Annotated in this window: 20 protein-coding genes; 8 read left to right on the top strand and 12 right to left on the bottom strand. The window is 65.9% G+C overall.

Going from position 1 to position 24,694, the window contains the following annotated elements; genetic code table 11:
- The first annotated feature begins 307 nt into the window (after positions 1-307).
- From arcA to FK256_RS09340, 7 genes are all read left to right on the top strand, one after another.
- Complete coding sequence (arcA, locus tag FK256_RS09370; RefSeq protein WP_141424567.1) at positions 308-1,531, top strand: arginine deiminase; 1,224 nt, start codon at positions 308-310, stop codon at positions 1,529-1,531.
- Between the two features lie 79 nt (positions 1,532-1,610).
- Positions 1,611-2,618 (top strand): ornithine carbamoyltransferase, encoded by a 1,008-nt coding sequence (gene argF / locus FK256_RS09365; RefSeq protein ID WP_021605702.1) that lies wholly within the window; start codon positions 1,611-1,613, stop codon positions 2,616-2,618.
- A gap of 3 nt (positions 2,619-2,621) precedes the next feature.
- Entirely contained in the window at positions 2,622-3,602 is a 981-nt protein-coding gene (arcC, locus tag FK256_RS09360) for a carbamate kinase (RefSeq protein ID WP_009232995.1), read from the top strand.
- Between the two features lie 209 nt (positions 3,603-3,811).
- Positions 3,812-4,939, top strand: a complete 1,128-nt coding sequence (locus FK256_RS09355) for a serine/threonine protein kinase (RefSeq protein WP_003784343.1) — start codon at positions 3,812-3,814, stop codon at positions 4,937-4,939.
- A 190-nt stretch (positions 4,940-5,129) separates the two neighbouring features.
- Positions 5,130-6,143, top strand: coding sequence for a DMT family transporter (locus FK256_RS09350; RefSeq protein WP_034473317.1), 1,014 nt, complete (start codon positions 5,130-5,132; stop codon positions 6,141-6,143).
- 145 nt (positions 6,144-6,288) lie between these two features.
- Positions 6,289-7,653 carry an MFS transporter gene (locus FK256_RS09345; RefSeq protein ID WP_009232997.1) on the top strand — a complete coding sequence of 455 codons (1,365 nt, stop codon included), beginning with the start codon at positions 6,289-6,291 and terminating at the stop codon, positions 7,651-7,653.
- 113 nt (positions 7,654-7,766) lie between these two features.
- Positions 7,767-8,504, top strand: a complete 738-nt coding sequence (locus FK256_RS09340) for a TetR/AcrR family transcriptional regulator (protein WP_141424566.1) — start codon at positions 7,767-7,769, stop codon at positions 8,502-8,504.
- Positions 8,505-8,537: 33 nt separating this feature from the next.
- Here the strand turns inward: FK256_RS09340 and FK256_RS09335 are convergent, their stop codons facing one another.
- From FK256_RS09335 to pyrR, 12 genes are all read right to left on the bottom strand, one after another.
- Positions 8,538-10,694: a primosomal protein N' family DNA-binding protein gene (locus FK256_RS09335; protein ID WP_141424565.1), complete on the bottom strand. Its 2,157-nt coding sequence runs from the start codon at positions 10,692-10,694 to the stop codon at positions 8,538-8,540.
- A gap of 38 nt (positions 10,695-10,732) precedes the next feature.
- The gene (gene metK, locus FK256_RS09330) at positions 10,733-11,938 is read right to left on the bottom strand and encodes a methionine adenosyltransferase (protein WP_141424564.1); all 1,206 of its coding nucleotides are present in this window, start codon (positions 11,936-11,938) and stop codon (positions 10,733-10,735) included.
- A 68-nt stretch (positions 11,939-12,006) separates the two neighbouring features.
- The gene (coaBC, locus tag FK256_RS09325; protein WP_141424563.1) at positions 12,007-13,338 is read right to left on the bottom strand and encodes a bifunctional phosphopantothenoylcysteine decarboxylase/phosphopantothenate--cysteine ligase CoaBC; all 1,332 of its coding nucleotides are present in this window, start codon (positions 13,336-13,338) and stop codon (positions 12,007-12,009) included.
- Positions 13,339-13,349: 11 nt separating this feature from the next.
- Positions 13,350-13,748: a DNA-directed RNA polymerase subunit omega gene (gene rpoZ, locus FK256_RS09320; protein ID WP_009233002.1), complete on the bottom strand. Its 399-nt coding sequence runs from the start codon at positions 13,746-13,748 to the stop codon at positions 13,350-13,352.
- Between the two features lie 45 nt (positions 13,749-13,793).
- Positions 13,794-14,381, bottom strand: a complete 588-nt coding sequence (gmk, locus tag FK256_RS09315) for a guanylate kinase (RefSeq protein ID WP_141424562.1) — start codon at positions 14,379-14,381, stop codon at positions 13,794-13,796.
- Between the two features lie 69 nt (positions 14,382-14,450).
- Entirely contained in the window at positions 14,451-14,762 is a 312-nt protein-coding gene (gene mihF / locus FK256_RS09310) for an integration host factor, actinobacterial type (protein ID WP_034473323.1), read from the bottom strand.
- Positions 14,763-14,906: 144 nt separating this feature from the next.
- Positions 14,907-15,791: an orotidine-5'-phosphate decarboxylase gene (gene pyrF, locus FK256_RS09305; protein ID WP_141424561.1), complete on the bottom strand. Its 885-nt coding sequence runs from the start codon at positions 15,789-15,791 to the stop codon at positions 14,907-14,909.
- A complete protein-coding gene (gene carB, locus FK256_RS09300) occupies positions 15,788-19,138 on the bottom strand; it encodes a carbamoyl-phosphate synthase large subunit (protein ID WP_141424560.1) in 3,351 nt (1,116 codons plus the stop codon). Before carB ends, pyrF begins: the two co-directional genes overlap by 4 nt.
- 1 nt (position 19,139) lies before the next feature.
- Positions 19,140-20,363, bottom strand: a complete 1,224-nt coding sequence (gene carA / locus FK256_RS09295; RefSeq protein ID WP_141424559.1) for a glutamine-hydrolyzing carbamoyl-phosphate synthase small subunit — start codon at positions 20,361-20,363, stop codon at positions 19,140-19,142.
- Complete coding sequence (locus FK256_RS09290) at positions 20,356-21,678, bottom strand: dihydroorotase (RefSeq protein WP_141424558.1); 1,323 nt, start codon at positions 21,676-21,678, stop codon at positions 20,356-20,358. Before FK256_RS09290 ends, carA begins: the two co-directional genes overlap by 8 nt.
- Complete coding sequence (locus FK256_RS09285; RefSeq protein WP_009233009.1) at positions 21,675-22,664, bottom strand: aspartate carbamoyltransferase catalytic subunit; 990 nt, start codon at positions 22,662-22,664, stop codon at positions 21,675-21,677. The genes FK256_RS09290 and FK256_RS09285 overlap by 4 nt, the downstream gene beginning before the upstream one ends.
- A complete protein-coding gene (gene pyrR, locus FK256_RS09280) occupies positions 22,661-23,332 on the bottom strand; it encodes a bifunctional pyr operon transcriptional regulator/uracil phosphoribosyltransferase PyrR (protein WP_009233010.1) in 672 nt (223 codons plus the stop codon). The genes FK256_RS09285 and pyrR overlap by 4 nt, the downstream gene beginning before the upstream one ends.
- A gap of 390 nt (positions 23,333-23,722) precedes the next feature.
- Here pyrR and FK256_RS09275 point away from each other — a divergent pair, with 390 nt between their 5' ends.
- Complete coding sequence (locus FK256_RS09275) at positions 23,723-24,586, top strand: glycoside hydrolase family 16 protein (protein ID WP_021607821.1); 864 nt, start codon at positions 23,723-23,725, stop codon at positions 24,584-24,586.
- The last annotated feature ends 108 nt before the right edge of the window (positions 24,587-24,694 follow it).

The raw sequence follows: 24,694 nt of genomic DNA, 5'->3' as shown, positions 1-24,694 counted from the left end.
CGACCCGGGGCAGCCGAGCCCAACAGACTCGCACGACTTTACTAAGGTGCGAGCGAGTCTCCTGTAGACCGGGACGTGTGCGGAGATCCCTCCAGGTAGATCGCCACGCAGTAGGGCGAATATCACGTATCGATGACAGCTGCTTGACCAAGCTGTTTCAAACTCCCTCTTATCAAGGGTTTCCATTCCTCGACGATCCTGGTACGCTCGTACCAATCCGGTACAGGCGTACCACTTCAATCGTCAGGGCGCGTGATGCGCATCATGATCCATATCAACGACACAGTGCTGTGTCAGAGAGGACGTCATGGATCTTTCCGTGGGTTCCGAAATCGGGAGGCTTCGGCAGGTCATCCTGCACAGGCCTGGCAGTGAGATGCTCAGGCTCACTCCGCAGAACAAGGAACACCTCCTGTTCGACGACGTCCTGTGGCTCGAGCGGGCCCAGGAGGAGCACGATCAGTTTGCGCGCGTGCTGACCGATCGCGACGTCGAGGTGTTCTACCTCAGCGACCTCTTGGCTGAGACTCTTGAGGTGCCCGAGGCCAGGGACTACATCCTGGACCGGGTCATCAATGAGAACGCCAACGGCCCCATTGCCGCTGAGCCGATGCGGGCCCTGGCTCAGGGGCTGTCCGGAACCGACCTGGCCGAGATCCTCATCGCCGGCATCACCAAGGCCGAGCTGCTGGAGCGCACCTCGTGCCCGGATTCCCTGGTGCTGGCCTCCATGAACGATGACGACCTGCTCCTGGCGCCGCTGCCCAACCACCTGTTCACCCGCGACACGTCGTGCTGGATCTACAACGGCGTGTCCATCAACTCGATGACGATGCCTGCCAGGCAGCGCGAGACCATCAACTACGAGGCGATCTACCGCTGGCACCCCCGCTTCGCAAACGCTGACTTCCCCGTGTGGTCCGAGGGCACCCAGGCCGGTCCCGCCACGGTCGAGGGTGGAGACGTGCAGATCATCGGCAACGGTGCCGTGCTGGTCGGGGTCTCGGAGCGCACCACCGCCCAGGGCATCGAGAGGCTTGCCAGCCGACTCTTCGCCGGAGGGAAGGTCAACCAGGTGGTCGCCGTCGAGATGAAACGGACGCGCGCGCAGATGCACCTGGATACGGTTATGACCATGGTCGATGCCGGCACCTTCACCGTCTACGGGGGCCTGGGGATGCTGCCGACGCTCACTGTGCGTCCGGGAGACGACGGACAGATCAGCGTCACCCGCAACGACCCGGAGGACATGTACCGTGTTATCGCCCAGGCACTGGGCATCGACGACCTTACCGTCCTCATCACGCCTCAGGACTCGATGGCCGCCGCGCGCGAGCAGTGGGACGATGGTTCCAACTCGCTGGCCGTCGCCCCAGGCGTCATCGTTGCCTACGAGCGCAATGTCAACACTAACGAGTACCTCACCTCCCGCGGTATCGAGGTCTTGACGATCCCGGGCTCGGAGGTCGGGCGCGGACGCGGCGGCCCGCACTGCATGAGTTGTCCGATTCTGCGAGACCCGGTCGCCTGATACGGTCCCTCGTCGGTGTCTTCGGCGTCAATGAAGAAAACCCATCACCCACTCAACTACCCAGAAGTAAGGAGTTCTTATGACCCACCCCCTTCACAACCGCAACTTCCTCAAGGAGCTCGACTTCACCGCCGATGAGTGGGGCATCCTGCTCCAGCTGGCGGCTCAGCTCAAGGAAGACAAGAAGACCGGCCGCGAGGTGAAGCGGCTGACTGGCAAGAACATCGCGCTCATCTTCGAGAAGACCTCGACTCGCACTCGCTGCTCCTTCGAGGTAGCCGCCTACGACCAGGGCGCCCAGGTCACCTACCTGGATCCCACGGGCTCGCAGATGGGCCACAAGGAGTCGGTGGCGGACACCGCCCGGGTCCTGGGCCGCTTCTACGACGGCATCGAGTTCCGCGGCAAGAAGCAGGAGCACGTCGAGGCTCTGGCCGAGCTCTCGGGCGTGCCGGTGTGGAACGGGCTGACTGACGAGTGGCACCCCACCCAGATGCTCGCCGACCAGTTGACCATGCTGGAGCACTCGGGCAAGCCGATCGAGGAGATCTCCTTCGCCTACCTCGGGGACGCCCGCAACAACGTGGCCAACTCGCTGCTCATCTCCGGCGCCCTCATGGGAATGGATGTGCGGATGGTGGGACCAGCCGAGCTGCAGACACCGCCCGAGGTGGTGGCCCAGGCGGAGAAGCTGGCGGAGAAGAGCGGAGCCCGTATCCTCGTCACCGACGACGCCGCCGAGGGCGTCAAGGGAGTCGACTTCCTCTACACCGACGTGTGGGTCTCGATGGGTGAGCCCAAGGAGGTGTGGGACCAGCGCATCGCCCTGCTGCGTCCCTACCAGGTCAACGCCAAGCTAGTGGAGGCCACCGGCAACCCCGACGTCAAGTTCCTCCACTGTCTGCCGGCTTTCCACGATCGCAACACCACCGTGGGCGAGGATATCTTCAACAAGACAGGCATGGACGGTCTGGAGGTCACCGACGACGTCTTCGAGACCGAGCGCAACGTCGCCTTCGACCAGGCTGAGAACCGCATGCACACCATCAAGGCCGTCATGGTCGCAACCCTCGGAGAGTGGGACTGAGCCGTGAGAATCGTTGTTGCCCTCGGCGGAAACGCCCTCCTACGTCGGGGTGAGAAGCCTGACGCCAGCATCCAGATCCACAATGTCGAGGTTGCAGCGCGTGAGCTGGCCAAGCTGGCGGAGAAGCACGAGCTGGTCCTCACCCACGGTAACGGCCCCCAGGTGGGCGTCCTCGCCCTGGAGTCCGCCAACGATGAGCGGCTCTCGGAGCCCTACCCCTTCGACACCCTCGGTGCCCAGACCCAGGGCATGATCGGCTACTGGCTGCTGCAGGCCATGCAGAACGCCCTGCCGGGGCGCCACGTAGCTGCCATGGTCAACCAGACCCTGGTCCTGGCCGGCGACCCGGCCTTCTCCAACCCCACCAAGTTCGTCGGTGAGGTGTACTCCAAGGAGGAGGCTGAGAAACTGGCCGAGGAGCGGGGCTGGGTGGTCAAGCCCGACGGCGAGCACTACCGCCGCGTCGTCGGATCGCCCAAGCCGCAGCGCGTCATCGAGACCCGGTTGGTGCGCTCGCTCCTGGAAGCCGGTGCCATTGTCGTCTGCTCCGGTGGAGGCGGGGTCCCCGTTATCCGCAGCACCGAGGGCAAGCTCAGGGGCATCGAGGCCGTCATCGACAAGGACCTCACCGCGTCCGTCCTGGCCGAGGCGCTCGAGGCCGACGCCCTCCTCATCCTCACCGACGTCGATGGCGTCTACGAGGACTTCGGAACCGAGAACCAAAAACAGGTTCCGCGGGCAACGCCGGCAGCGCTGCGCGCCATGGGTCTTCCCAGCGGATCCATGGGGCCAAAGGTCGAGGCGGTGTGCCGATTTGTTGAACTGACCGGAGACATGGCGGCAATCGGTCGTCTTGAGGACGCCGTTTCCATCATCGAGGGTCAGTCGGGGACTATCGTGACCCCCGGAGGCAACTACGGTGGCCCCGACGATATCCATCCCCCAATTCCCGAGCAAATCGACACTCGCATTCGCAGAGCCTGACCGGCGCAACGGCATCGGTCCGTCAAGGAGGTGGTGATAACCGTCAACCACACATGACCATGCCAGGGTTCAACCTCATTCTTTTACACAGAAACTCCTGTGGCGACTTTTGAGGTTCCTTCAGGGTAAGATGAGAACGTTGAACCACAGACATATACATCTGTCTCAATTCACACACCATTCAACGAGCACAAGGGAGTGACTCACTCATGACGAAGATCGTCAACTCTTGGAACGACTTCGACCCGCTTAAGCACGTCATCGTCGGGCGCGCAGACTTCTCGGTTATTCCTCCCGAGGAGCCGGCCACCTCCGAGAAGGTGCCGATCGACTCCGAAATGCGCGGCATGTGGGGCCCCCGCCCCACCGCCACCGTCGAGGCCGCCAACGAGCAGCTCGACAACTACGTCAAGATCCTCGAGGGACTAGGCGTCAAGGTGGACCGGCCCACGCCGCTGCAGTGGAACCAGGCCATCCAGACGCCTGACTTCCGCACGGAGTCGGGCTTCACCCAGATGCCGCCGCGCGACATCCTGCTGACCATCGGTGACGAGATCATGTCGTCGGCCAACTCGTTCCGCTGCCGGTACTTCGAGTATCTCGCCTACTGGCCTCTCATGAATCAGTACTTCGAGGAGGACCCGGAGTTCAAGTGGACCCAGGCACCTCGCCCCCGGCTGACGGACAAGTCCTACAAGCACAACTACTACGACGAGCGGATCTCCCTGGAGGAGCGCCTCGAGCGCACCGCCGCTAAGGACTTCGTGACCACTGAGGTTGAGCCAATGTGGGACGCCGCCGACGTCATGCGCGTGGGTAAGGACCTGTTCATTCAGCACGGTCTGACCACCAACCGCAAGGCGATGGAGTGGTTCAAGCGCTACTACCCCGACCTGCGGGTGCACGCGGTGAACTTCCCCGGCGACCCCTACCCGATTCACATCGACGCTACCTTCGTGCCGCTGCGGCCCGGATTGATCATCAACAACCCGCACCGCCGCCTGCCCGAGGAGCAGCGCAAGATCTTCGAGGCCAACGACTGGCAGATCGTCGACGCCGCTCCCCCGGCCCACGAGGTTCCGCCGCCGCTGTGCTACTCCTCCGTCTGGCTGTCCATGAACTGCCTCGTTATCGACCACAAGACCGTGTGCGTCGAGGCCAGTGAGGTCCACCAGATGGAGCAGATGGACAAGTTGGGCATGAACGTCATCCCGGTTCCCTTCCGCGACGCCTACGCCTTCGGTGGTGGTCTCCACTGCGCGACGGCGGACGTGTACCGCGAGGGCGGCTGCGAGGACTACTTCCCCAACCAGGTCGCTGACCCGACTCTGGTCTGATCCCAGGCGGGTGCGGGGCGGCAGCTCATGGACCGGGCTGCCGCCCCGCACCGTTCCCCACTCGGTTCTCGCGATGCGGTTGCCATGCTCCCCATAGAGGCGGTAAGAGTCGGTCAAACCGCGCGAAGCTCAGCAAAGAGGCTGTGCCCTGCCGCGTGTACCGGGAGAGAACTCAGGAGACACAACTGCCATGTCACAGACAACATCTACCGAATCTTCTATCACAGAGTACGTGATGAACAAGAAGCTTGGCGCCATCGCCATGCTTCTATCCGCCACTGGGATGGGGCTCGTCGGCACCATCAGCCGTGGCACGACTGCTGGTCTCGCTGACGCAGATAAGTCCGTTATCGGATCATTCCTGGCCTTCGGGCGCATGACCGTCGGCCTGCTCGGTTTCATCCTCATCCTGGTGCTGACCAAGAAGACCGGTCTGTTCCGGCGCACTCGCTTGAGCACCACCGTGATCCTGGGAGGGGTGAGTATCGGCCTCTCCCTGGGCTGCTACATCTCCTCAACACTGATGACATCCATCGCCAACGCCGTCTTCCTCATCTACACGGGGCCACTGTTCTGTGCGCTGCTTGCACGTATCTTCCGTAAGGAGAAGATCAGCATCCTATCGGGGATTTTCCTATTTTTGGTATTCGTCGGCATGCTGCTGACCATCGGCATCATCGACGTCAAGAACGGTAGCCTGACATTCGGCCTGGACCTGTCGACATCATCCTCTGAGTATCCGCAGAAGAAGCTGGGCGACCTTCTCGGCCTGCTGTCAGGAGTCTTCTACGGGCTGGCGATGTTCTTCTATGGCTATCGCAAGGATGTCGACTCAGTTGTGCGTGGAGTTTGGAACTTCTTCTGGGCGGCCTCTGCTACACTTGCGATGTCAATCATCCTGCGCCCATGGCACGGGGTTTCGTCCTTCACGACCACAAACTGGGCGTGGGCAACGGCCCTCTTCCTGGTGTGCGGTCTGTTCGCACTGGGATTCCTGGTGGTCGCTGGACGCAACCTCCCCGCCGTGGAGTATTCGACGATCTCGTACTGGGAGTGTCCGGTCGCTATTCTGTGCGGCCTCCTCGTGTGGGGCGAACGGCTCACTCCTGTGGGGATGGTTGGAGGACTGCTCATCGTTGGAGGTGGGCTGGCGCCTATCTTCCTGGACGCCCTCACTCGGAAGTCCCGCTTCTCTGACGCCTGAGCGCACTGCACTCCTGTCCGCCAGCGAGCAGGTTCAGCCCAATCGCAGGCGGACAGGAACTTGCAGCTATCATCCACATGTTCTTCATACACACGAGACCACACATTGTCGGCCATCTTCGTCGACCGAGCCGGAGCCATAGGCTATGAATACCGTCCATCCAGAAAGCATGAACGATTATTACTCGGATCCTGAGCGAAGTCGCGCGCTGAGGCGGGCTGCGACAGCAAGTTTTATCGGAAACTTCATTGAGTGGTTCGATTACGCATCGTACGGTTACCTGGCTACCGTCATCGGTCTTGCTTTCTTCCCTGAGGCAGACAAGTCCGTCCAGTTGATGTCGACATTTGCGGTATTCGCCATGTCCTTTATCCTGCGACCCGTTGGAGCTGTTGTGTGGGGTGCATGGGGGGACAGATGGGGGCGCCGCTGGGCCCTGTCCTGGTCGATTCTCATCATGTCGGGATCGACATTCTTCATTGGGCTTCTCCCGACGTACTCGGCGATCGGTATTGCTGGCGCCATTGGTCTGCTTCTATTGCGCATGATCCAAGGGTTCTCCGCATCGGGCGAATACGCGGGTGCCGGAACCTTCCTGGCCGAGTACGCACCTCCTTCCCGTCGGGGCATCTATACCTCGCTGGTTCCTGCTTCCACCGCATGTGGCCTGCTAGCCGGTTCTCTTATGGTCACAGGGGCGTTCTGGCTGTTGCCCGACGACGCTATGAATACATGGGGGTGGCGTATTCCATTCCTTCTAGCCGGTCCTCTGGGCCTCATCGGCCGCTACATCCGGGTGCATTTGGAAGACTCGCCCGCCTATCAGGAGATGCGGGCAGAAATGCCTCAGGAGGAGAAGTCGGAGAGCTGGTCTGAACCGCTGCGTCTGCTTCTGCGGGAGCACCTTCACGACACGCTTATTACCTTCGGGGTTTCCTGCCTTAACGCAGTCGCCTTCTACATGCTGCTGAGCTACATGCCCACCTACGTTCACGAGGAGCTCGGCTTCTCCCAGGATACTGCGACTCTTGCCACTTCTGCGATGCTCGTTGTCTACATCATTTCGATCTTCATTATGGGGCACCTGTCCGACTCCTTCGGAAGGCGCCGCATGCTCATTGCCGCTTGCGTCGCGTTTATTGTTCTCACCATTCCATTGTTCGTTGTCATGACGAAGGCCACTGGAATGCTCTTAGTAGTCATCCTGTGTCAGGTCGTTTTCGCCATCATTCTGACGGCTAATGATGGAACGCTTGCCACCTTCCTAGCGGAGTCTTTTCCGACTAACGTGCGTTACTCAGGATTCGCCCTGTCTTTCAATGGTGCCAACGCGCTTCTCGGGGGGACAACGCCATTCATTGTCACGTGGCTCATCAAGGTCACTGGGTCTCCCCTGGCGCCGGCGGTCTATCTCACGGTGGTTGCGCTGATTGCTATGGTGGCGATCTTCCAGTCCCGTACAATTCACGGTTCCGAGCTGACCGAGAAGCAGACTCATTCCTCAACCTGAGGACAATCACTCAAAACAATTGGTAACAAGTCGTATATAAGTTACTTGCACACGAGGTCATTATCACCGTCTTCTTACGGACAAGAAGGCCTGGTCGTCGTAGGATGATCGCCATGGCCGATACTGATGCAGACACCACTGCAGACGCAGTAAGCAACGACGCTTCCGCTCATGCACGTTCTCGAACTGAATCCCGAGTCACGCCGCGAGGTGAAGACCGGCGTCAGGCCATCATCGATGCTGCGGCGGCTATCATCCGCGAGTCGGGGCCGTCAGCGGTCAGCCACCGCAGCGTGGCCAAGCGCGCCGGATGCTCGCTATCGGCCACAACCTACTACTTCAATGGACTTGAAGACCTCCTTCACCAGGCGGGGCTGGTCAACATCGGATTGTGGGCCTCCCGTGCCGAGCGCGTCGCCGACCGGGTGGAAGCTTTCAAGGGGAGCCCGAACCTGTCCCAGAGGGTCCGCTTCATCCTCCAAGCCACCTTGCCGGCCCAAGGCGGGTATTTCGGCCACTATCTTCAGCTCATCTCGGCCAGCCAGGCCGCCCCAGTCAAGCATGCCTACCGGCAGGGCCGTCAGCGTCTCAACGCCGCTCTGCGCAGGGTGCTGCGTCAGCTGGACAGCCCGCTGGAGCCGGAGATGGTCATCGCAGTCGTGGATGGAGCCGCCGTGACCGCACTCAGCGAAGGGTGGAACGTCAAGTCCACCGCGGCGGGACTACTCACCGATCTCATCACCCTGGCGCACGGAATGCCGTCCTTTCAGGTTCCAGGCGCCTCGACGCGCTCCCTGGCGCCGGGGGAGCAGTCATCAGTGGCGGCGCAGTCGCGCAGCAGCGCCTACTAAAATCGATGTGTCACCGGGCTCTTTGGCTGTCTCTCACCACAGGCGGGTGGGATCCATTTCGACGCGCACCTGTTCCTCTCGGCGGGCAGAACGGTCTCGCAGTCTTAACGCAAACGTCCTGGCAAGCGCTTTTCCCCGCGCCAAAGGCGCGCGTACCAGCGCTCTAGCCGCCCCGGCGGCAACCTGGCCGTTGACCGGCGGTGGTGCCACCGGTCCCAGTGTTTCGAAGCCGTCGGCCTCGGCCTGGGCCAGCAGAGTCTCCACACCGCGTTGCGGACCGTCCAGACGCGCTACCCGCCAAGCGGGAGGCAGATGCAGCTCGGCCCTTTCCATCAGATCCCTGCTGGCGAAACCCGCATGGTCCCACCGCACCAACGCCTGAGCCGCGACCGGATCGGGCCTACCCAGAAGAATGACGCGTGCCGACGGTGCCGCCAGCACCGCCGCGTTTGTCCACTGCCGTAGCGCCTCGCCGGCCGCCCCCAGCTCCGGACGCGAGGAAAGAGCTCCGCCATCGAGTAGCAGCACTGCCCGGTAGCCCCCCTCGGCCACGGGCTCTGCACCCGGTGTTGCCACCACGAGGCGTGGAGAATCGTCAACCTCATCCATGACACCATGAGTCTCCCTCGCGCCGGAGACTACGACCGGGAACCCCGGAAAGGCCCGTCCCAGCTCCTCCCCGGTACGGGCCGAGCCAACCGTTACCATTCTCAAGGCCTGGCCATCGCACTCGGGGCAAGTCCACCGCCCCACGGTCCGAGCGCACCATCTGCAGGTCGTGTGGCCCTGGTGGTCCATCGCCATCGGGCCACCGCAGGATGGACAATGGGCGGCGGTGCGGCACCGGGCGCAGGCCACTAGTGGTGCGTAACCCGAGCGTGGCACCTGAATGAGAACCGGTCCGTTCTGCAGCGCGCGTCGCAGTGCCCGATGCGCCAAGGAGGGAATCCGGGCCGCCCCGGAGGCTCCATCCCGGTCCAGCTCGGCGGGGCCGGGAACCTCGGCGCGCGGAACGACCCTGCGTACGACGCGCCGTGGCGCGATCAGGTCCCGGCACCATCCCTGGTTGACCAGAGACTGGGCCTCCACGGATCGGGAGAACCCGCCGATGAGCAGACCCGCTCCCTCGAGGGAGGAACGTAGAGCCAGGACCGTGCGAGCATGGGTGTACGGCGCGCGGGGCTCGGACAACCTGTTGTCCCCATCGTCCCAGATGACCGCCAGGCCTAGCCGACACACCGGCGCGAAAGCCGCCGACCTGGTTCCCACGACCACTCGGGCACGTCCGAGCAGCAACGATAGGAAGGCCCGATAACGGCGAGCCGGACCGTGCTCGGATGAGAGCACCACGACCGGCTCCTCCCCCAGCTCCTGATGGAGCCGGGCAGCGAGAGCCTCGGCCTGCTCGGTTGTCGCCATGACGATGACCGCACCCCGCGAGCCCGCCAGGCAGGCCCGTACAGCGTGAGCGAGGCATACCTGCCATGGCTCGATCGCGGGGTCTAGTTGGTCGCCACCGCCGCCACCATCTGCAGACGACGGCGCTCCCTGATGATCGTCGCTCGCCGGCAGAGCGCACCAGGCCGCCCTCGGCGCTACGCCGTCGGCCAGCTGCTCCAGGAAGTCCGCACCCCCGTCGTAGTGCCCCCAGCCGCATACGTCCTTCGGCCGCTCCCAGGAGGGAAAGTCCCGCGTCACCTTGTCCCGCTCATCCACCTCGGTCGAGGCGTGCCTGGCGGGAAGGGCCAGACGGACGACGTCCGAACGCGTTCCGGCGCTGCGAGTGGCAACGGCCTCGATGAGCCGGCGCGAGGCCTCCGGAAGGACCTGGAGATCGGAGACGACGCGGCGCAATGGTGAGAGCCGACCGATGTGCGTCGTCGTGGCCCCCCGCTGCCAGATCCATCCCCGCATCTCCTGCTCTCCGAAACGGACCACCACACGGGTTCCGGGAAGGGCGTGCTGCGCCATCGCCGCGGGGACGGCGTAGTCGAAGGTGTGATCCAGGTGCGGTACCGGGGAGTCCAAGACGACTCTGGCGACCGGGTCGGCGACTCCGGCGACCGTCACCGTGCGCTCGCCGGGTTCGGGCAGATCCAACAGCTCGCCCTGCCTGCTCACGCCGCTACGGCGCACGAGCCCCGCCGACTCGCCGAGGGTGAGAGCATCGTCGTCGTGCTCAGTTGCCATAGAGCCTCTGGAACTATCCTGCGCTGGTGCGCGAGTTGTCAGACGGCCTGGCGCAGGGCTTCGGCGCGGTCTGTGGCCTCCCAGGTGAAGCCGGGACGCCCGAAGTGCCCGTAGGCGCTGGTGGCGCGGTAGATGGGGCGCAGCAGGTTAAGGTCGCGCACGATGGCCGCTGGGCGCAGATCGAAGACCTCGGTGACGGCTGCCAAGATGCGCTCCTCCGGAACGGTCGCCGTCCCGAAGGTTTCCACGTAGACACCCACCGGATGGGCCGAGCCGATGGCATAGGCCACCTGAATCTCACAACGCCTGGCCAACCCCGCGGCGACAACGTTCTTGGCCACCCATCGCATGGCGTAACTGGCTGAACGATCCACCTTCGAAGGATCCTTACCGGAGAAGGCTCCTCCGCCGTGACGGGCCATACCGCCATAGGTGTCCACGATGATCTTGCGTCCCGTGAGCCCCGCATCACCCGCCGGGCCCCCGATGACGAACTGTCCCGAGGGATTGATGAGGACCTCGGCGCCGGCGGTGGCGAGCTCGGTACCCGCCTCGGCCTCGGCCGCCAGCACCGGGGCGATGACCTCGGCCTGGAGGGCGTCGGTGAGCCAGGCGCGCGTGCGGTCCTCATCGTGCTGGGTGGAGATGACCAGGTTCTCCAGGCTCACGGGGCGCCGGCCGTCGTAGCCGATGGTCACCTGGGTCTTGCCGTCGGGACGCAGGCCCGGGACGATCCCCTGCTTGCGCACCAGTGCCAAGCGCTCCGCCAGACGGTGCGCCAGGTGGATGGGAAGAGGCATGAGGGCGGCGGTGTCATCGCAGGCGTAGCCGAACATGAGTCCCTGGTCGCCGGCGCCCTGCAGGTCGAGCGGATCGATATCCCCGGTGTCCTGGCGGGCCTGAAGGGACTTGTCGACTCCGGCAGCGATGTCCGGGGACTGCTGACCGATCGACACCGAGACGCCGCAGGAGCGGGCATCGAAGCAGACCTCCGATGAGGTGTAGCCGATGGCGGAGATCTCCTGGCGCACGATCTGCGGGATCTCGACGTAGGCCCGCTCGGTGGTCACTTCTCCGGCCACATGCACCAGGCCAGTCGTCACCATCGTCTCGACCGCGACCCGTGCGGCGGGATCCTGTTCAAGGATGGCGTCGAGGATCGCATCTGAGACGCGGTCGCATACCTTGTCCGGGTGCCCTTCAGTAACCGACTCGGAAGTGAACAGACGCAAGGAGGAATTCACCCGCCCATCGTAGTCACCACCACAACCGATCCATGGTGGCGTTACCCACGAAAGTGCTCTGCGGGCTATTAGGAACCGCCCATCAAGTCCGCAGTGAGGCCGATGAGGAGACGGGCGACCTCCATTTTGCTGCCCTGCCCGCGAGCCACCTCCGAGCCCCGGGCATCGAGGACCACGACCGCGTTGGGCACGTCGCCGAAACCGAGGTCCTCCCCCACCGCGTTGACCGCTAGGAGGTGGGCACCCTTGCGGCGCGCCTTGGCCGCGCCATGGAAGAGCACGTCTCCGTCGTCGTCCCCGGTCTCGGCGGCGAACCCGACGACGACCTGACCGGCCCGGGGCGGATCCGTCACCAGTCCGGCCAAGATGTCCGGGTTGGTGGTGAGTTCGATGGACATCGGGGCCTCGTTGCGGCGATCCGACGTGGTTGGTGCGCTCCTCTTGATCTTGGTGGTCGCCGCGGCGAGCGGCCGGTAGTCGGCGACAGCGGCGGCCATGATGACGGCATCGGCATCGCGGGCGGCCTCCCGAACCGCGCGAAGCATGTCGTGCGCGGTACCGGCTGCGACAACGGCGACACCCGCCGGCAGAGCATCGAGCAGCTCCGAGGCGACGTGCGCCTGTACCAGCGTCACGCGGGCGCCCTGCTCGACGGCGGCCACCGCCAGGGCGCACCCCTGGCGGCCGGAGGACCGGTTTCCGAGGTAGCGCACCGGGTCGATGGGCTCACGGGTGCCACCGGCGGAGATGACGACGTGCCGTCCTGTGAGGAGCCTGCTGCTCCCATCCGGTTCGACTGCGTCGTCGTTCCCGAACTCCCCTTGGAGGACGGCGAGCGACCTGGAGACGATCTGCTCGGGCTCGGGCATGCGTCCCACCCCGGAGTCCTTGCCGGTCAGGCGGCCGCGGTCCGGCTCAATGACCGTCAGGCCGCGCTCGCGCAGCACTGCCACGTTGTCCCGGGTGGCGGGATTGAGCCACATACGGGTGTGCATGGCCGGCGCCAGGACCACGGGAGCGCCGGTCGCCAGGATCGTCGCGGTCAGCAGGTCGTCGGCTCGTCCGGCACGTGCGCGCGCCAACAGGTCCGCCGAGGCCGGCGCCACCAGGACGAGCTCTGCCCACTCAGCCACGGCCACGTGCTCGACCGCTGCCGGGTCATCGAAGACGCCGGTGGACACGGCCTGACCGCTGACCGCGGCCAGTGCCGGTGCCCCGATGAACCGCAGCGCGGACTCGGTGGCCACTACTTTGACCTCGTGTCCGGCCTGACGCAGGAGTCGGATGACGAAGGGCGCCTTGTAAGCGGCGATGGAGCCGGCTACGCCGACGACTACGCGCCGCGGCCTGCCGGAGGCGGCCGCGGCGCGCTGACCTGCAGTGGTGTACGGCTCGTCCATGCGAGCGCGACTCAGAACTGGATGTCGTCGAGGCTGGTGGGCGTCTCGCCCTCCTGGAGAGAGACAGGGGCGTCCAGCGAGATATCGCTGAACATGTCGGCCTCGGCGGCGCGACGGGCCTCCTCGGCCTCGATTCGACGGGCGCGGGCGACGTCTCCGGGGATGACCTCGAGCTTGTCCTCGGCGATCTCCCGCAGGGCGATACCCAGCGACTTCTCACCGATCTCGGAGTCGACCAGCGGCCCGAAGAACTCGAACTGGTTGTCCTCGAGCTGCTGGGTGTAGGTGTTGATCTGGCGGGCGCGCTTGGCGGCCTCCACCACGAGCCCGTACTTGGAGTCGACCTTCTCCAGAAGGTCGTCGATCGGCGGGTTGGTAATGCCCTCGGGCTGGGGAGAGGTTCCGAGCATGTGCATGCCTCCGGTTCAATCTCGATAGTTCTAAACCAAGATATTCTAACTGCCGAGTCCCATGAGCCGGGCGAGCTCATCGGTGGCGCTCGCCACGGTGTCGTTGACGACGACGTGATCGAACTCGTCGGCCGCAGCGAGTTCGGTACGGGCCGTGACCAGGCGGCGCTCCTGTTCCTCGGGTTCCTCGGTGTCCCGGTCCGCGAGCCTGCGGACGAGCTCATCCCAGCTCGGCGGGGCGAGGAAGACGAGGCGGGCCTGGGGCATGGCCCGGCGAACCTGGCGAGCACCGGCCAGGTCGATCTCCAGGAGTGCGGGACGTCCGGCGTCGAGTTGGTGCTGTACGGGGCCACGGGGAGTGCCGTAACGGTGCGCACCATGGACCAGCGCCCACTCCAGCATCTGCCCTGAGGCGATGAGGCTGTCGAACTCCTCCTCGCTCACGAAGTGGTAGTGCACGCCATCGATCTCGCCGGGACGGGGCTCACGGGTGGTGGCGGAGATCGAGACGAAGAGGTCGGGGTGGCGTCTGCGCAGTTCGGTGACCACGGTTCCCTTGCCCACCGCCGTTGGTCCTGCCAGGACAGTCAGACGAGCGAGAACGGGAGCGGACGAGGCAGCGGCGTCGGTCATGGTCACATCATGACCTACCGGACGCCGCCGGCACGAGCTGGCGTCTCACCAGGTGTCTTATCGGACGTCTCAGCCGAAGCGCTCTACCAGTGCGGCCCGCTGATTCGCCCCCAGGCCCCGTACCCGCCGGGACTCGGCGATACGAACATCCTCGAGGATGGCGTCGGCTGTTGTGGTCCCTACTCGTGGAAGGGAGACAAGCAGCGCCCTGACCTTCATCTTGCCCAGGACCTCATCGGTCTCCGAGGCGGCGAAGAACTCGGAGAGCTTGAGCTCCCCGCTCTTGAGCTCGGATTTGATGCGAGCGCGCTGCGATCGTGCAGCTGCGGCCTTCTCCAGCGCTTCAGCTCGTTGCTCAGGTGTCAGTGTAGGAAGCGTCATGGTGGTCTCCTCCCCCAGTCCAATGCCAGTGACCCGCACCACAAGCATAAGTCGGGTTGGATGCACTCGCATTCGCAGGGGCCGGTATCACGGCACTGACTTCGTGTTCCCGCACACACGTCGATCGTGCACTGTCGGGCTGCATCAGCGCAGGGCAGCGGCCGCCTCATGCGTTGCGGCCAGCGCGGCCGCCAGCAGCGCCTCGATGGAGGGACCCGCCTTGAGTACCCCGCGTGAGGTGGAGGCCAGAACGTGACGACGAGCCGGCCCGAACACGGATTCCAGCTCGGTCGCCCCCGCGCCCTGTGCGCCGACACCGGGCGCCAGCAGCGGACCATTGGCGCGCAGCAGATCGATCCCCAGACGGGAGACTGCCTCCCCGACGGTGGCGCCGACAACCAGCCCGATGCTGCCGAGTCCACCCTCACCGCGAGCGGCGGCGTTGGATGCGGTGACCCCCTCCACGACTTCCGCGGCCACGGCCCGCTCGCCGCTGACGGCGTGCTGGACGGTGCTCCCTTCGGGATTGGAGGTCAGAGCCAGGACGAAGACGCCCCGCCCTCCCGCCTCTGCCAGGTCAAGTGCGGGGGCGAGGGAACCGTAGCCCAGGTAGGGCGAGACCGTGATGGAGTCGGCGGCCAGGGGCGCGCCGTCGGACAGGTAGGCCTGGGCGTAACCGGCCATTGTGGAACCGATGTCGCCGCGCTTGACGTCGAGGACCGACAGGGTGCCGACATCCCGCAGGGCCGCCAGAGTCTCTTCGAGGACCGCGATGCCGGCGCTGCCGTGGCGTTCGAAGAATGCGGACTGAGGCTTGACGGCGGCCACGCGCCCGCCGACAGCGTCGACGGTCCGCAGGGCGAAGTCCCGCAAGCCCGCGGCCGAGTCGGTCAGACCCCAGGCCTCAAGCAGGCTGGGATGAGGGTCGATCCCGACGCACAGGGGACCCTGATCATCCATGGCATCGGCCAGGCGCGCACCGAAAGGACGGCGGGACCGACTGGGCTGATGACTCGTGGTGGAACTCATCGGTTCTCCTTCTCAGTAGCGCTACCGTGCGTGAGGTGCGCACCCCGCCGGGACTGGCGGGCGGCGATGTGCTCCTGGAGGCTGCGGACCCGGAAGGGACCGCGCAGCTGGGCCTCGAGGGCCTGGACCGCCGCCTGGAGCTGCTGAACGGTGGTGATGATGGGCCGATCGGCGCCGGTGGTCGCCGCCCGGATGGAGTATCCGTCGGCGCGAGCCCCCTGCCCTTTGGGGGTGTTGACAACCATGTCGATGGCACCGGACTCGATGAGCCCCGCGATCGTCTGCTCGCCGTGAATTCCAACGCCCTGGCTGATCTTGCGCACCGCCGTGGCGTCGATCCCGTTGCGGCGCAGCACCTGGGCCGTCCCAGCGGTGGCCAGGACCGTGAAGCCGAGCTCGGCGAGCCGGGCCACCGGCAGGATGATGGCGCGCTTGTCCCGGTCGGCCACGGAGACGAACAGTGTTCCCTCGGTGGGCAGGCCCCCGTAGGCGCCCGCCTGGGACTTGGCGAATGCCCGGGGAAAGTCGACGTCATAGCCCATGACCTCTCCGGTCGAGCGCATCTCGGGTCCCAGGATCGTGTCGACGACGCGCCCCTCGGTGGTGCGGAACCGTTTGAAAGGCAGGACCGCCTCCTTGACAGCGATCGGGTCGTCCGGATCGGTGACGGTAGCGTCGGACTCGGGCAGGTTGCCGGAGCGTCGTAGAGAGGCGATCGTCTCCCCCGCCATGATGAGGGCCGCCGCCTTGGCGAGTTGTACGCCGGAGGCCTTCGAGACGAAGGGGACCGTACGGGAGGCCCGGGGGTTGGCCTCGATGACGTAGAGGACATCGGAGACCAGGGCGAACTGGATATTGAGCAGCCCGCGAACGCCCACCCCGGCGGCTATCGCCTCGGTGGAGCGCCGGATGCGGGCAATCTCCGTATCGGACAGGGTCATGGGCGGCATGACGCAGGCCGAGTCGCCGGAATGGATCCCCGCCTCCTCGATGTGCTCCATGACCCCGCCGAGGAACAGCTCGGTTCCGTCGTAAAGAGCGTCGACGTCGATCTCGATGGCGTCGTCGAGGAAACGATCGATGAGAAGCGGCCCGGTCCCGTAGACGCCTCCGGGCTCACGGCCGGCGCGCTGGAGGTAGTCGTCCAGCCCCTCGGGGTCATAGACGATCTCCATACCGCGCCCGCCCAGCACATAGCTGGGGCGCACCAAGACCGGGTAGCCAATGCCCCCGGCGACCGACCGGGCCTGCTCATCGCTCAGGGCGGTGCCGTGCGCCGGTGCAGGCAGCCCGGCGCGCTGGAGGACGACGCCGAAGGCCTCGCGGTCCTCGGCGGCGTCGATGGCCTCCGGGCTCGTCCCCAGGATCGGAACCCCGGCCTCGGCCAGCCTGGCGGCCAGGGACAGAGGCGTCTGCCCGCCGAGCTGGACGATGACGCCGGCCACGGGGCCGGCCGCCAGCTCGGCCTCGTAGACCTCGATGACGTCCTCGAAGGTCAGGGGCTCGAAGTAGAGCCGGTCGGAGACGTCGTAGTCGGTTGAGACAGTCTCGGGATTGCAGTTGACCATGACAGTCTCGTATCGCTCGGATAGAGCCATCGCGGCGTGCACGCAGGAGTAGTCGAACTCGATGCCCTGGCCAATACGGTTGGGACCCGATCCCAGGATGATGACGGCTTCGCGCTCGCGGGGCGCGACCTCTGTCTCCAGATCGTAGCTGGAGTAGAGGTAGGGGGTGCGCGAGGCGAACTCGGCGGCGCAGGTGTCCACGGTCTTGTAGACGGGGCGCAGGCCGAAGGCGTGACGGACCTCGCGCACCGTGTCCTCACTGATGTCTCGCAGGGCGGCGACCTGGACGTCGGAGAATCCGTGGCGCTTGGCCAGGGCCAGGACCTCAGGGGTGAGGGCCTCGGCGTCCTTGACCTCCTGGGCGACCTCCTGCAGGAACAGCATCTGGTCCAGGAACCAGGGGTCGATGCGAGTGGCCTCGTGGAGCTGAGCGATCGTGGCGCCTCCGCGGACGGCCTGCTGGAGGTCGACCAACCGGTGCTCGCTGGGGGTGGCAATAGACTCCAGCAGCTCGGCGGTCTGTTGCGCGGTGGGAGCAGGTCCGTCCCAGTGGAAAACGGTGCCCTTCTTGTCCAGTGAGCGCATGGCCTTCTGGAGGGCCTCGGTGTAGGAGCGGCCGATCGCCATGGCTTCCCCCACCGACTTCATGGTGGTGGTCAGCCGGGCATCTGCTCCCCGGAACTTCTCGAAGGCGAAGCGTGGGACCTTGACGACTACGTAGTCCAGGGTCGGCTCGAAGGAGGCCGGGGTGGAGGAGGTGATGTCATTGGGGATCTCATCGAGCGTGTAGCCCACGGCGAGGCGGGCGGCGATCTTGGCGATCGGGAAGCCGGTGGCCTTGGAGGCCAGGGCGGAGGATCGTGAGACGCGCGGGTTCATCTCGATGACGATGATCCTGCCGGTGGCCGGGTCGACGGCGAACTGGATGTTGCAGCCTCCGGTGTCGACCCCGACCTCGCGGATGACGGCGATGCCAATGTCTCGCAGCCGCTGGAGCTCCCGGTCGGTGAGGGTCAGGGCCGGGGCGACCGTGACGGAGTCGCCGGTGTGCACCCCCACGGGGTCGACGTTCTCGATGGAGCAGACGACCACCACGTTGTCGGCGGCATCCCGCATGAGCTCCAGCTCGTATTCCTTCCATCCCAGGATCGACTCCTCCAGGAGCACCTCGGTGGTGCGCGAGGCCGCCAGTCCGGCCCCGGCGATGCGGCGCAGGTCCGCGTCGTCGAAGGCGACGCCGCTTCCCAGACCGCCCATCGTGAAGGAGGGGCGCACGACAACCGGGTAGCCGCCCAGGGCATCCACTCCGGCGCGGCACTCGTCCATGGTGTGGGCGATGACGCTGCGGGCGACCTCGGCGCCGCAGCGCTCGACGACGTCCTTGAACTCGTCACGGTCCTCCCCGGCGTTGATGGCCGCGGCGGAGGCGCCGATGAGCTCGACGTCGTACTCCTCGAGCACACCGCGCTCGACCAGACTCATGGCGGCATTGAGGGCCGTCTGCCCGCCCAGGGTGGGCAGGAGTGCGTCGGGCCGCTCCTTGGCGATGATGGTGGTCAGCACCTCGGGGGTGATCGGCTCGATGTAGGTGGCGTCGGCGACGTCGGGGTCGGTCATGATCGTGGCCGGGTTGGAGTTGACCAGGATGACGCGGATTCCCTCGCTGCGCAGGATGCGGCAGGCCTGGGTACCGGAGTAGTCGAACTCGCAGGCCTGCCCGATGACGATGGGTCCCGATCCGATGACCAGGACGGAGCTGATGTCAGGTCGAGCAGGCATGTCAGTTCTTGTCCTCGCGGTCCTGGCCCCGGCGGTGTTCACGCATGAGGCGGATGAATCGGTCGAAGAGGTGTTCGGCGTCGTGGGGGCCGGCGGCGGCCTCGGGGTGGTACTGCACGGAGAAGGCCGGCAAGTCCAGCGCCCGTAGACCTTCGACGACGCTGTCGTTGAGTCCCAGATGGGAGACCTCCACCCGGCCGTAGCGACCGTTGTCGAAGGGGGCCACGGAGGGGGCGTCAATGGGCGCGTCGACGGCGAAGCCGTGGTTGTGGGCCGTGATCTCCACCTTGCCGGTGGCGCGGTCCAGGACGGGCTGGTTGACGCCTCGGTGCCCGTAGGCCAGCTTGTAGGTGCCGTAGCCCAGTGCCCGTCCCAGGAGCTGGTTGCCCAGGCAGATGCCGAAGAAGGGGATGCGCGCGTCGAGCACACCGCGCAGGAGCTCGATCTCGGCATCCGCGGTCCCCGGGTCTCCAGGACCGTTGGAGAACAGGACACCGTCGGGCCTGAGGGCGAGGATCTCGGAGAGGGTCGTGGACTGGGGCAGGACGTGGACGCGTACACCGCGTTCGGCGAGCTGCCACGGGGTGCGCGACTTGATGCCCAGGTCGATGGCGGCCAGCACGGCGATCGGCTCGCTCCCCTCGGCCGGCCCGCTGGGTTCGACGACGTAGCCCGAGGGAGTCGTCACTTCCGCGGCCAGCGCGCGGCCGGTCATGGGCGGCTCGCTGCGCACGGCCTCCAGGCAGATGTCGATACAGGCCCGGCTGGGGCCGCCGGGGTCGGTAGCGCCGGCCGGCAGGGCATCCCCGGAGAAGATGCCGCCGCGCATGGCGCCGGCCTCGCGCAGGTGCCGGGTCAGCGCCCGGGTGTCGACCTCGCAGATTCCGACGATGCCGGCGGCCTGCAGGTCGTCCTCCAGCTCCCGGCGGGCGCGCCAGCTGGAGGCCCGCCGGGCCGGTTCGCGCACGACGTAGCCGGCTACCCAGATACGGTCGGACTCGGCGTCTTCGTCGTTGACCCCGGTGTTGCCGATGTGCGGTGCCGTCTGCACCACGATCTGGCGGTGGTAGGAGGGGTCGGTCAGTGTCTCCTGGTACCCGGTCATCCCAGTGGAGAAGACGATCTCACCGATGGTGCGTCCTTGAGCCCCGTAGCTGCGGCCCCGAAGGGCCCAGCCGTCCTCCAGGACGAGGAGGGCGGCTGGGCGGCGGGTTGATTCAGGCATTGGTCGAGCCGGCCGGAGCCTCGGCAGGAGCCCCGTCCAGGACGGTGGGGCGGCCGTGGAGGAAGGTGGCCATGACCTGTCCCGGCAGCTCCATGCCCGCGTAGGGGGTGTTGGTGGAGCTGGTCCACTGGGCGGCGCCGTCGACGGTGCGCCGCACCTCGGGGTCGACCACCGTGATGTTGGCCGGGGCACCGGCCTCGAGCTCGCGCCCCTGATCGCTCAGACGCCCGATGCGGGCCGGTGCCGAGGACATGGTCCGGGCGATGTCGCGCCAGGTCATACGGCCGGTGCTCACCATCGTCTCGATCAGAACGCTCAGAGCCGTCTCCAGTCCCGTCATGCCGAAGGCCCCGGCCTGCCACTCGCAGTCCTTGTCCTCCAGCGGGTGGGGGGCGTGGTCGGTTCCCACGACATCGATCGTGCCGTCGGCCAGGGCCTGGCGGACGGCCTCGACGTCCTCGGCCGTGCGCAGCGGAGGATTGACCTTGTACAGGGGCGAGTAGGTGCGGGCCATCTCATCGGTCAGCAGGAGGTGGTGCGGGGTGACCTCGGCGGTGATGTTGATGCCTCGGGCCTTGGCCCAGCGGATGATGTCGACGCTGCCTGCGGTGGACAGGTGGCACACGTGCAGACGCGAGCCGACGTGCTGGGCGAGCAGCACATCGCGGGCGATGATCGACTCCTCGGCCACGGCCGGCCATCCGCGCAGACCCAGCTCGGCTGAGACGGCTCCCTCGTGCATCTGGGAGCCTTCGGTGAGACGGGGATCCTGGGCATGCTGGGCGATGACGCCGTCGAAGGACTTGACGTACTCAAGGGCCCGGCGCATGAGGACGGGATCGGAGACGCACTTGCCGTCGTCGGAGAAGACGCGCACTCGGGCAGCCGAAGTGGCCATCGCCCCCATGTCGGACAGGTGCTCTCCGGCCAAACCGGCGGACACGGCGCCCACGGGGTGGACGTCGACCCAGCCGGCCTCGCGCCCCAGCCGCAGGACCTGCTCGACGACGCCGGCGGTGTCCTGCACAGGAGTGGTATTGGCCATCGCGAAGACGGCGGTGTAACCGCCTACCGCCGCGGCGCGGGTACCGGTGTAGACGGTTTCGGCGGATTCCCCGCCGGGTTCACGCAGATGGGTGTGAATGTCAACGAGCCCGGGCAGGGCGATGAGACCGTTCAGGGCGTGGCGCACGGCGTCGGCAGGGGCCTTCGCAGCGGCGTCGGGGCCGATGGCGGTAATGACGGTATCGGTGATGAGGATGTCGGTCGGGTCCTCGCCGTAGGGGCGGACACCGGTCAGAAGGTGGGAGGTCACAGCTGGTTCCCTTCGTCAGCGAGGAGGAGGTAGAGGGCGGCCATGCGCACGGAGACGCCGTTGCCGACCTGCTCGATGATGCGTGAGCGGGGGTCGTCGGCGGCCTCGGCGGTGATCTCGAGACCGCGATTCATGGGGCCGGGGTGCATGACGATGGCATGCTCCGGCATGGCCCGGCGCCGGGCGGAGTTGAGGCCGTAGACGTTGGAATACTCGGCAGGGCTCGGGAAGAAGCCGCCGCCGGCGGCACTCATGCGCTCGCGCTGGACGCGCAGCATCATGACGGCATCGGGGCGGACCTCCTCGATCGCCTCGTCAAGGTTGTAGGAGACCTCGCAGGGCCAGTTCTCCATGCCGATCGGCAGCAGCGTTGGAGGGGCCACGAGGGTGACCTGGGCGCCGAGAGCCGTCATGAGGTCCACATTGGAACGGGCCACCCGGGAGTGCAGGACGTCTCCGACGATAATGACGCGGGCCCCCTCCAGGTCGCGTCCTCGGGGCGCGGGATCGCCTTCCGCCGTGGCGGGTGCTCCCGGGGCGTACCACCGGCGCAGGGTCATGGCGTCCAGGAGGGCCTGGGTGGGGTGTTGATGGGTGCCGTCACCCGCGTTGAGAACGGGCACGTTGATCCAACCGGCGTGGGCCAGCAGGTGCGCGGCGCCGCAGGCCGAGTGGCGCACGACGACGGCATCCGCCCCCATGGCCATGATCGTCTGGGCGGTGTCCTTGAGGGACTCCCCCTTGGACAGCGAGGAGCCCTTGGCGGAGAAGTTGATGACGTCGGCGCTCAGACGCTTGGCGGCTGCCTCGAAGGACAGTCGGGTCCGGGTGGAGTCCTCGAAGAAGAGGTTGACGACGGTCTTGCCGCGCAGGGTGGGCAGCTTCTTGACCGCCTGGCTCTGAGTGGCGGCCATGGCCTCAGCAGTGTCCAGGACCATGACCGCCTCGTCGTGGGTCAGGTCCTTGGCGGAGAGCAGGTGCTTCATCGGGTGGCCTCCTGGTCGGCGCGCTCGCTCGAACGCTCAGTGGGGACGTCTGCGGGAACGATGGTGACGGCGTCGGTGGAGGCGCCGAGCTCGGTCAGAGAGACCACGACCTTCTCGGTACGGGAGGTCGGCAAGTTCTTGCCCACATAGTCTGCGCGGATGGGCAGTTCCCGGTGGCCACGGTCCACGAGAGTGGCCAGCTGTACGGCACGGGGACGGCCAATGGCGCCCAGAGCGTCGAGGGCAGCCCGAATGGTGCGCCCGGAATAGAGGACATCGTCCACGAGGATGACTGTCTTGCCGTCGATGCCGCACTGCGGGATCTTGGTGGGGCGGGGCACACGGATGGGGTGGCGTCCCAGATCGTCGCGATACATGGTGATGTCCAGCGTCCCGACCGGGACTCCAGTGCTCGCGGTATCCCACTGCTCCGTCTGCTCGCTCCGCCGCATCCCCTCTGCCGAGGCGACGGCGAGCGCCTCGACGAGTCTGTGCGCGAGGGGTACTCCTCCGCTGGGGATCCCCAGGACGACGACGTCCTGGGTTCCGCGGTTGCGCTCCAGAATCTCGTGCGCGATACGGAACAGGGAGCGTGCTATCTCGGGGGGACCGAGGATCTCCTTGCCCAGGGATGGTGCGCCGGAAGCGCCTGACGAACGTTCGGCCATTGCAGGCCTCCTTCCCCGCCTCTCCGGACGGACTTAAAGGATGTTGGTCGCCCGTGAGTTTACGTCGCCGCAGCGGGCTCCGCACGGCAGAACGGCGCTTCTCTCCGAGACGAATATCACGGCAACGCGTACCGGACCGACATGTCACCTGGTACGGACCCCGTCGGGGAATGCTCCCCGTCTACAGAATATCCGTAACAATGTCATACTCTTGGCACAATGCCGTGGCGCCGTCGGGCGCCGAGTACGGGATCGTCGACGCATATCGAGAGCTTGAGAAGTGAGTGCCGGATCCATCTGAGCTCAGTTGAGAACTGAACGATTCCGTCAGGCTGGACAAGGACCGGCGTTACTGCTGCGTCAGTGACTTCTTCTCAAGCAAGGAACGATATGACTCTCCCTACCCGACGTTCGATCATCACCGGCCTCGGTGCCGGGACCGGCCTGGCCGCTGCCGGTCTGCTTCCCCAATCCCCCGCCATTGCGGACGATTCGGCCCATGACTTCGGCTCTCCCATCTTCGATGAACAGTTCTCCCAAGGGTCCGATTTCTCCCCAAGCCGCTGGCGGGACAACCGTTCCGAACCCGAAACATGCGCGAGTTACGACTGGGGGGTCTTCACCCATGACACCCACAGCGTCAGCGACGGCGTAGGGCATCTTCTCTGGCGCAAGCGGGCGACGCCCCTGAAAGGGTTCCAGAACCGCTTCGACAAAGAGGAGACGATCCGCTATGTGAACCAGGCCTTCGTCACTACGGAGGGCCTCTTCTCCTTCGTTTACGGATCCCTGGAGACCAGGGCTCGTTTCCCCCAGTCCCATCAGGGCCTGTTCGCCGGGATCTGGCTGCGGGCCGACGATGGCAAGAACGGGGGCGAGATCGATGTCGTCGAGACCTACGGCGGTGGGAGCGCCACGGGCATCGCCGAGTCGACCGTCCACTACGGTCAAGCCGGGGGCAAGGGAAGCAACCTGGGGGTCTCGCCGAAACCCGATCTCACCGCATGGCACACCTACGGGATGGAGAAGACCCCCGAGAGCATCCGGTTCTTCTTCGACGGCCAACCGTATCATGAGGTGCGGCGCTCGGACTCCCCGCAGGAGTTTGACACCTGCTTCGGCGCAGGCGCGCCATACCACATCTGCCTGACCACGCACACCGGCAGCATCCACCGGGGGAGGCTGAACCATGAGGGTTTCACGCAGGCCCAGGTGGACATCGACTACATCGTTGTCCGTGCAATGAGCCAGTAGCTGGTTCGCCGTCCTCTCGACTGCGGTCGGTTCCCGAGGAGCAGGTCCCGCGGGTCGAGGGGACGGCGTCCGGTCAACAGCTCATAACTGGCGTTGCCCGGAATCGCG

It is taken from the genome of Actinomyces johnsonii, from assembly GCF_006546835.1.
Lineage (GTDB): Bacteria > Actinomycetota > Actinomycetes > Actinomycetales > Actinomycetaceae > Actinomyces > Actinomyces johnsonii.
The sequence above is the reverse complement of the archived record's forward strand: the minus strand, read 5'-3'. Positions and strand labels throughout refer to the sequence as shown.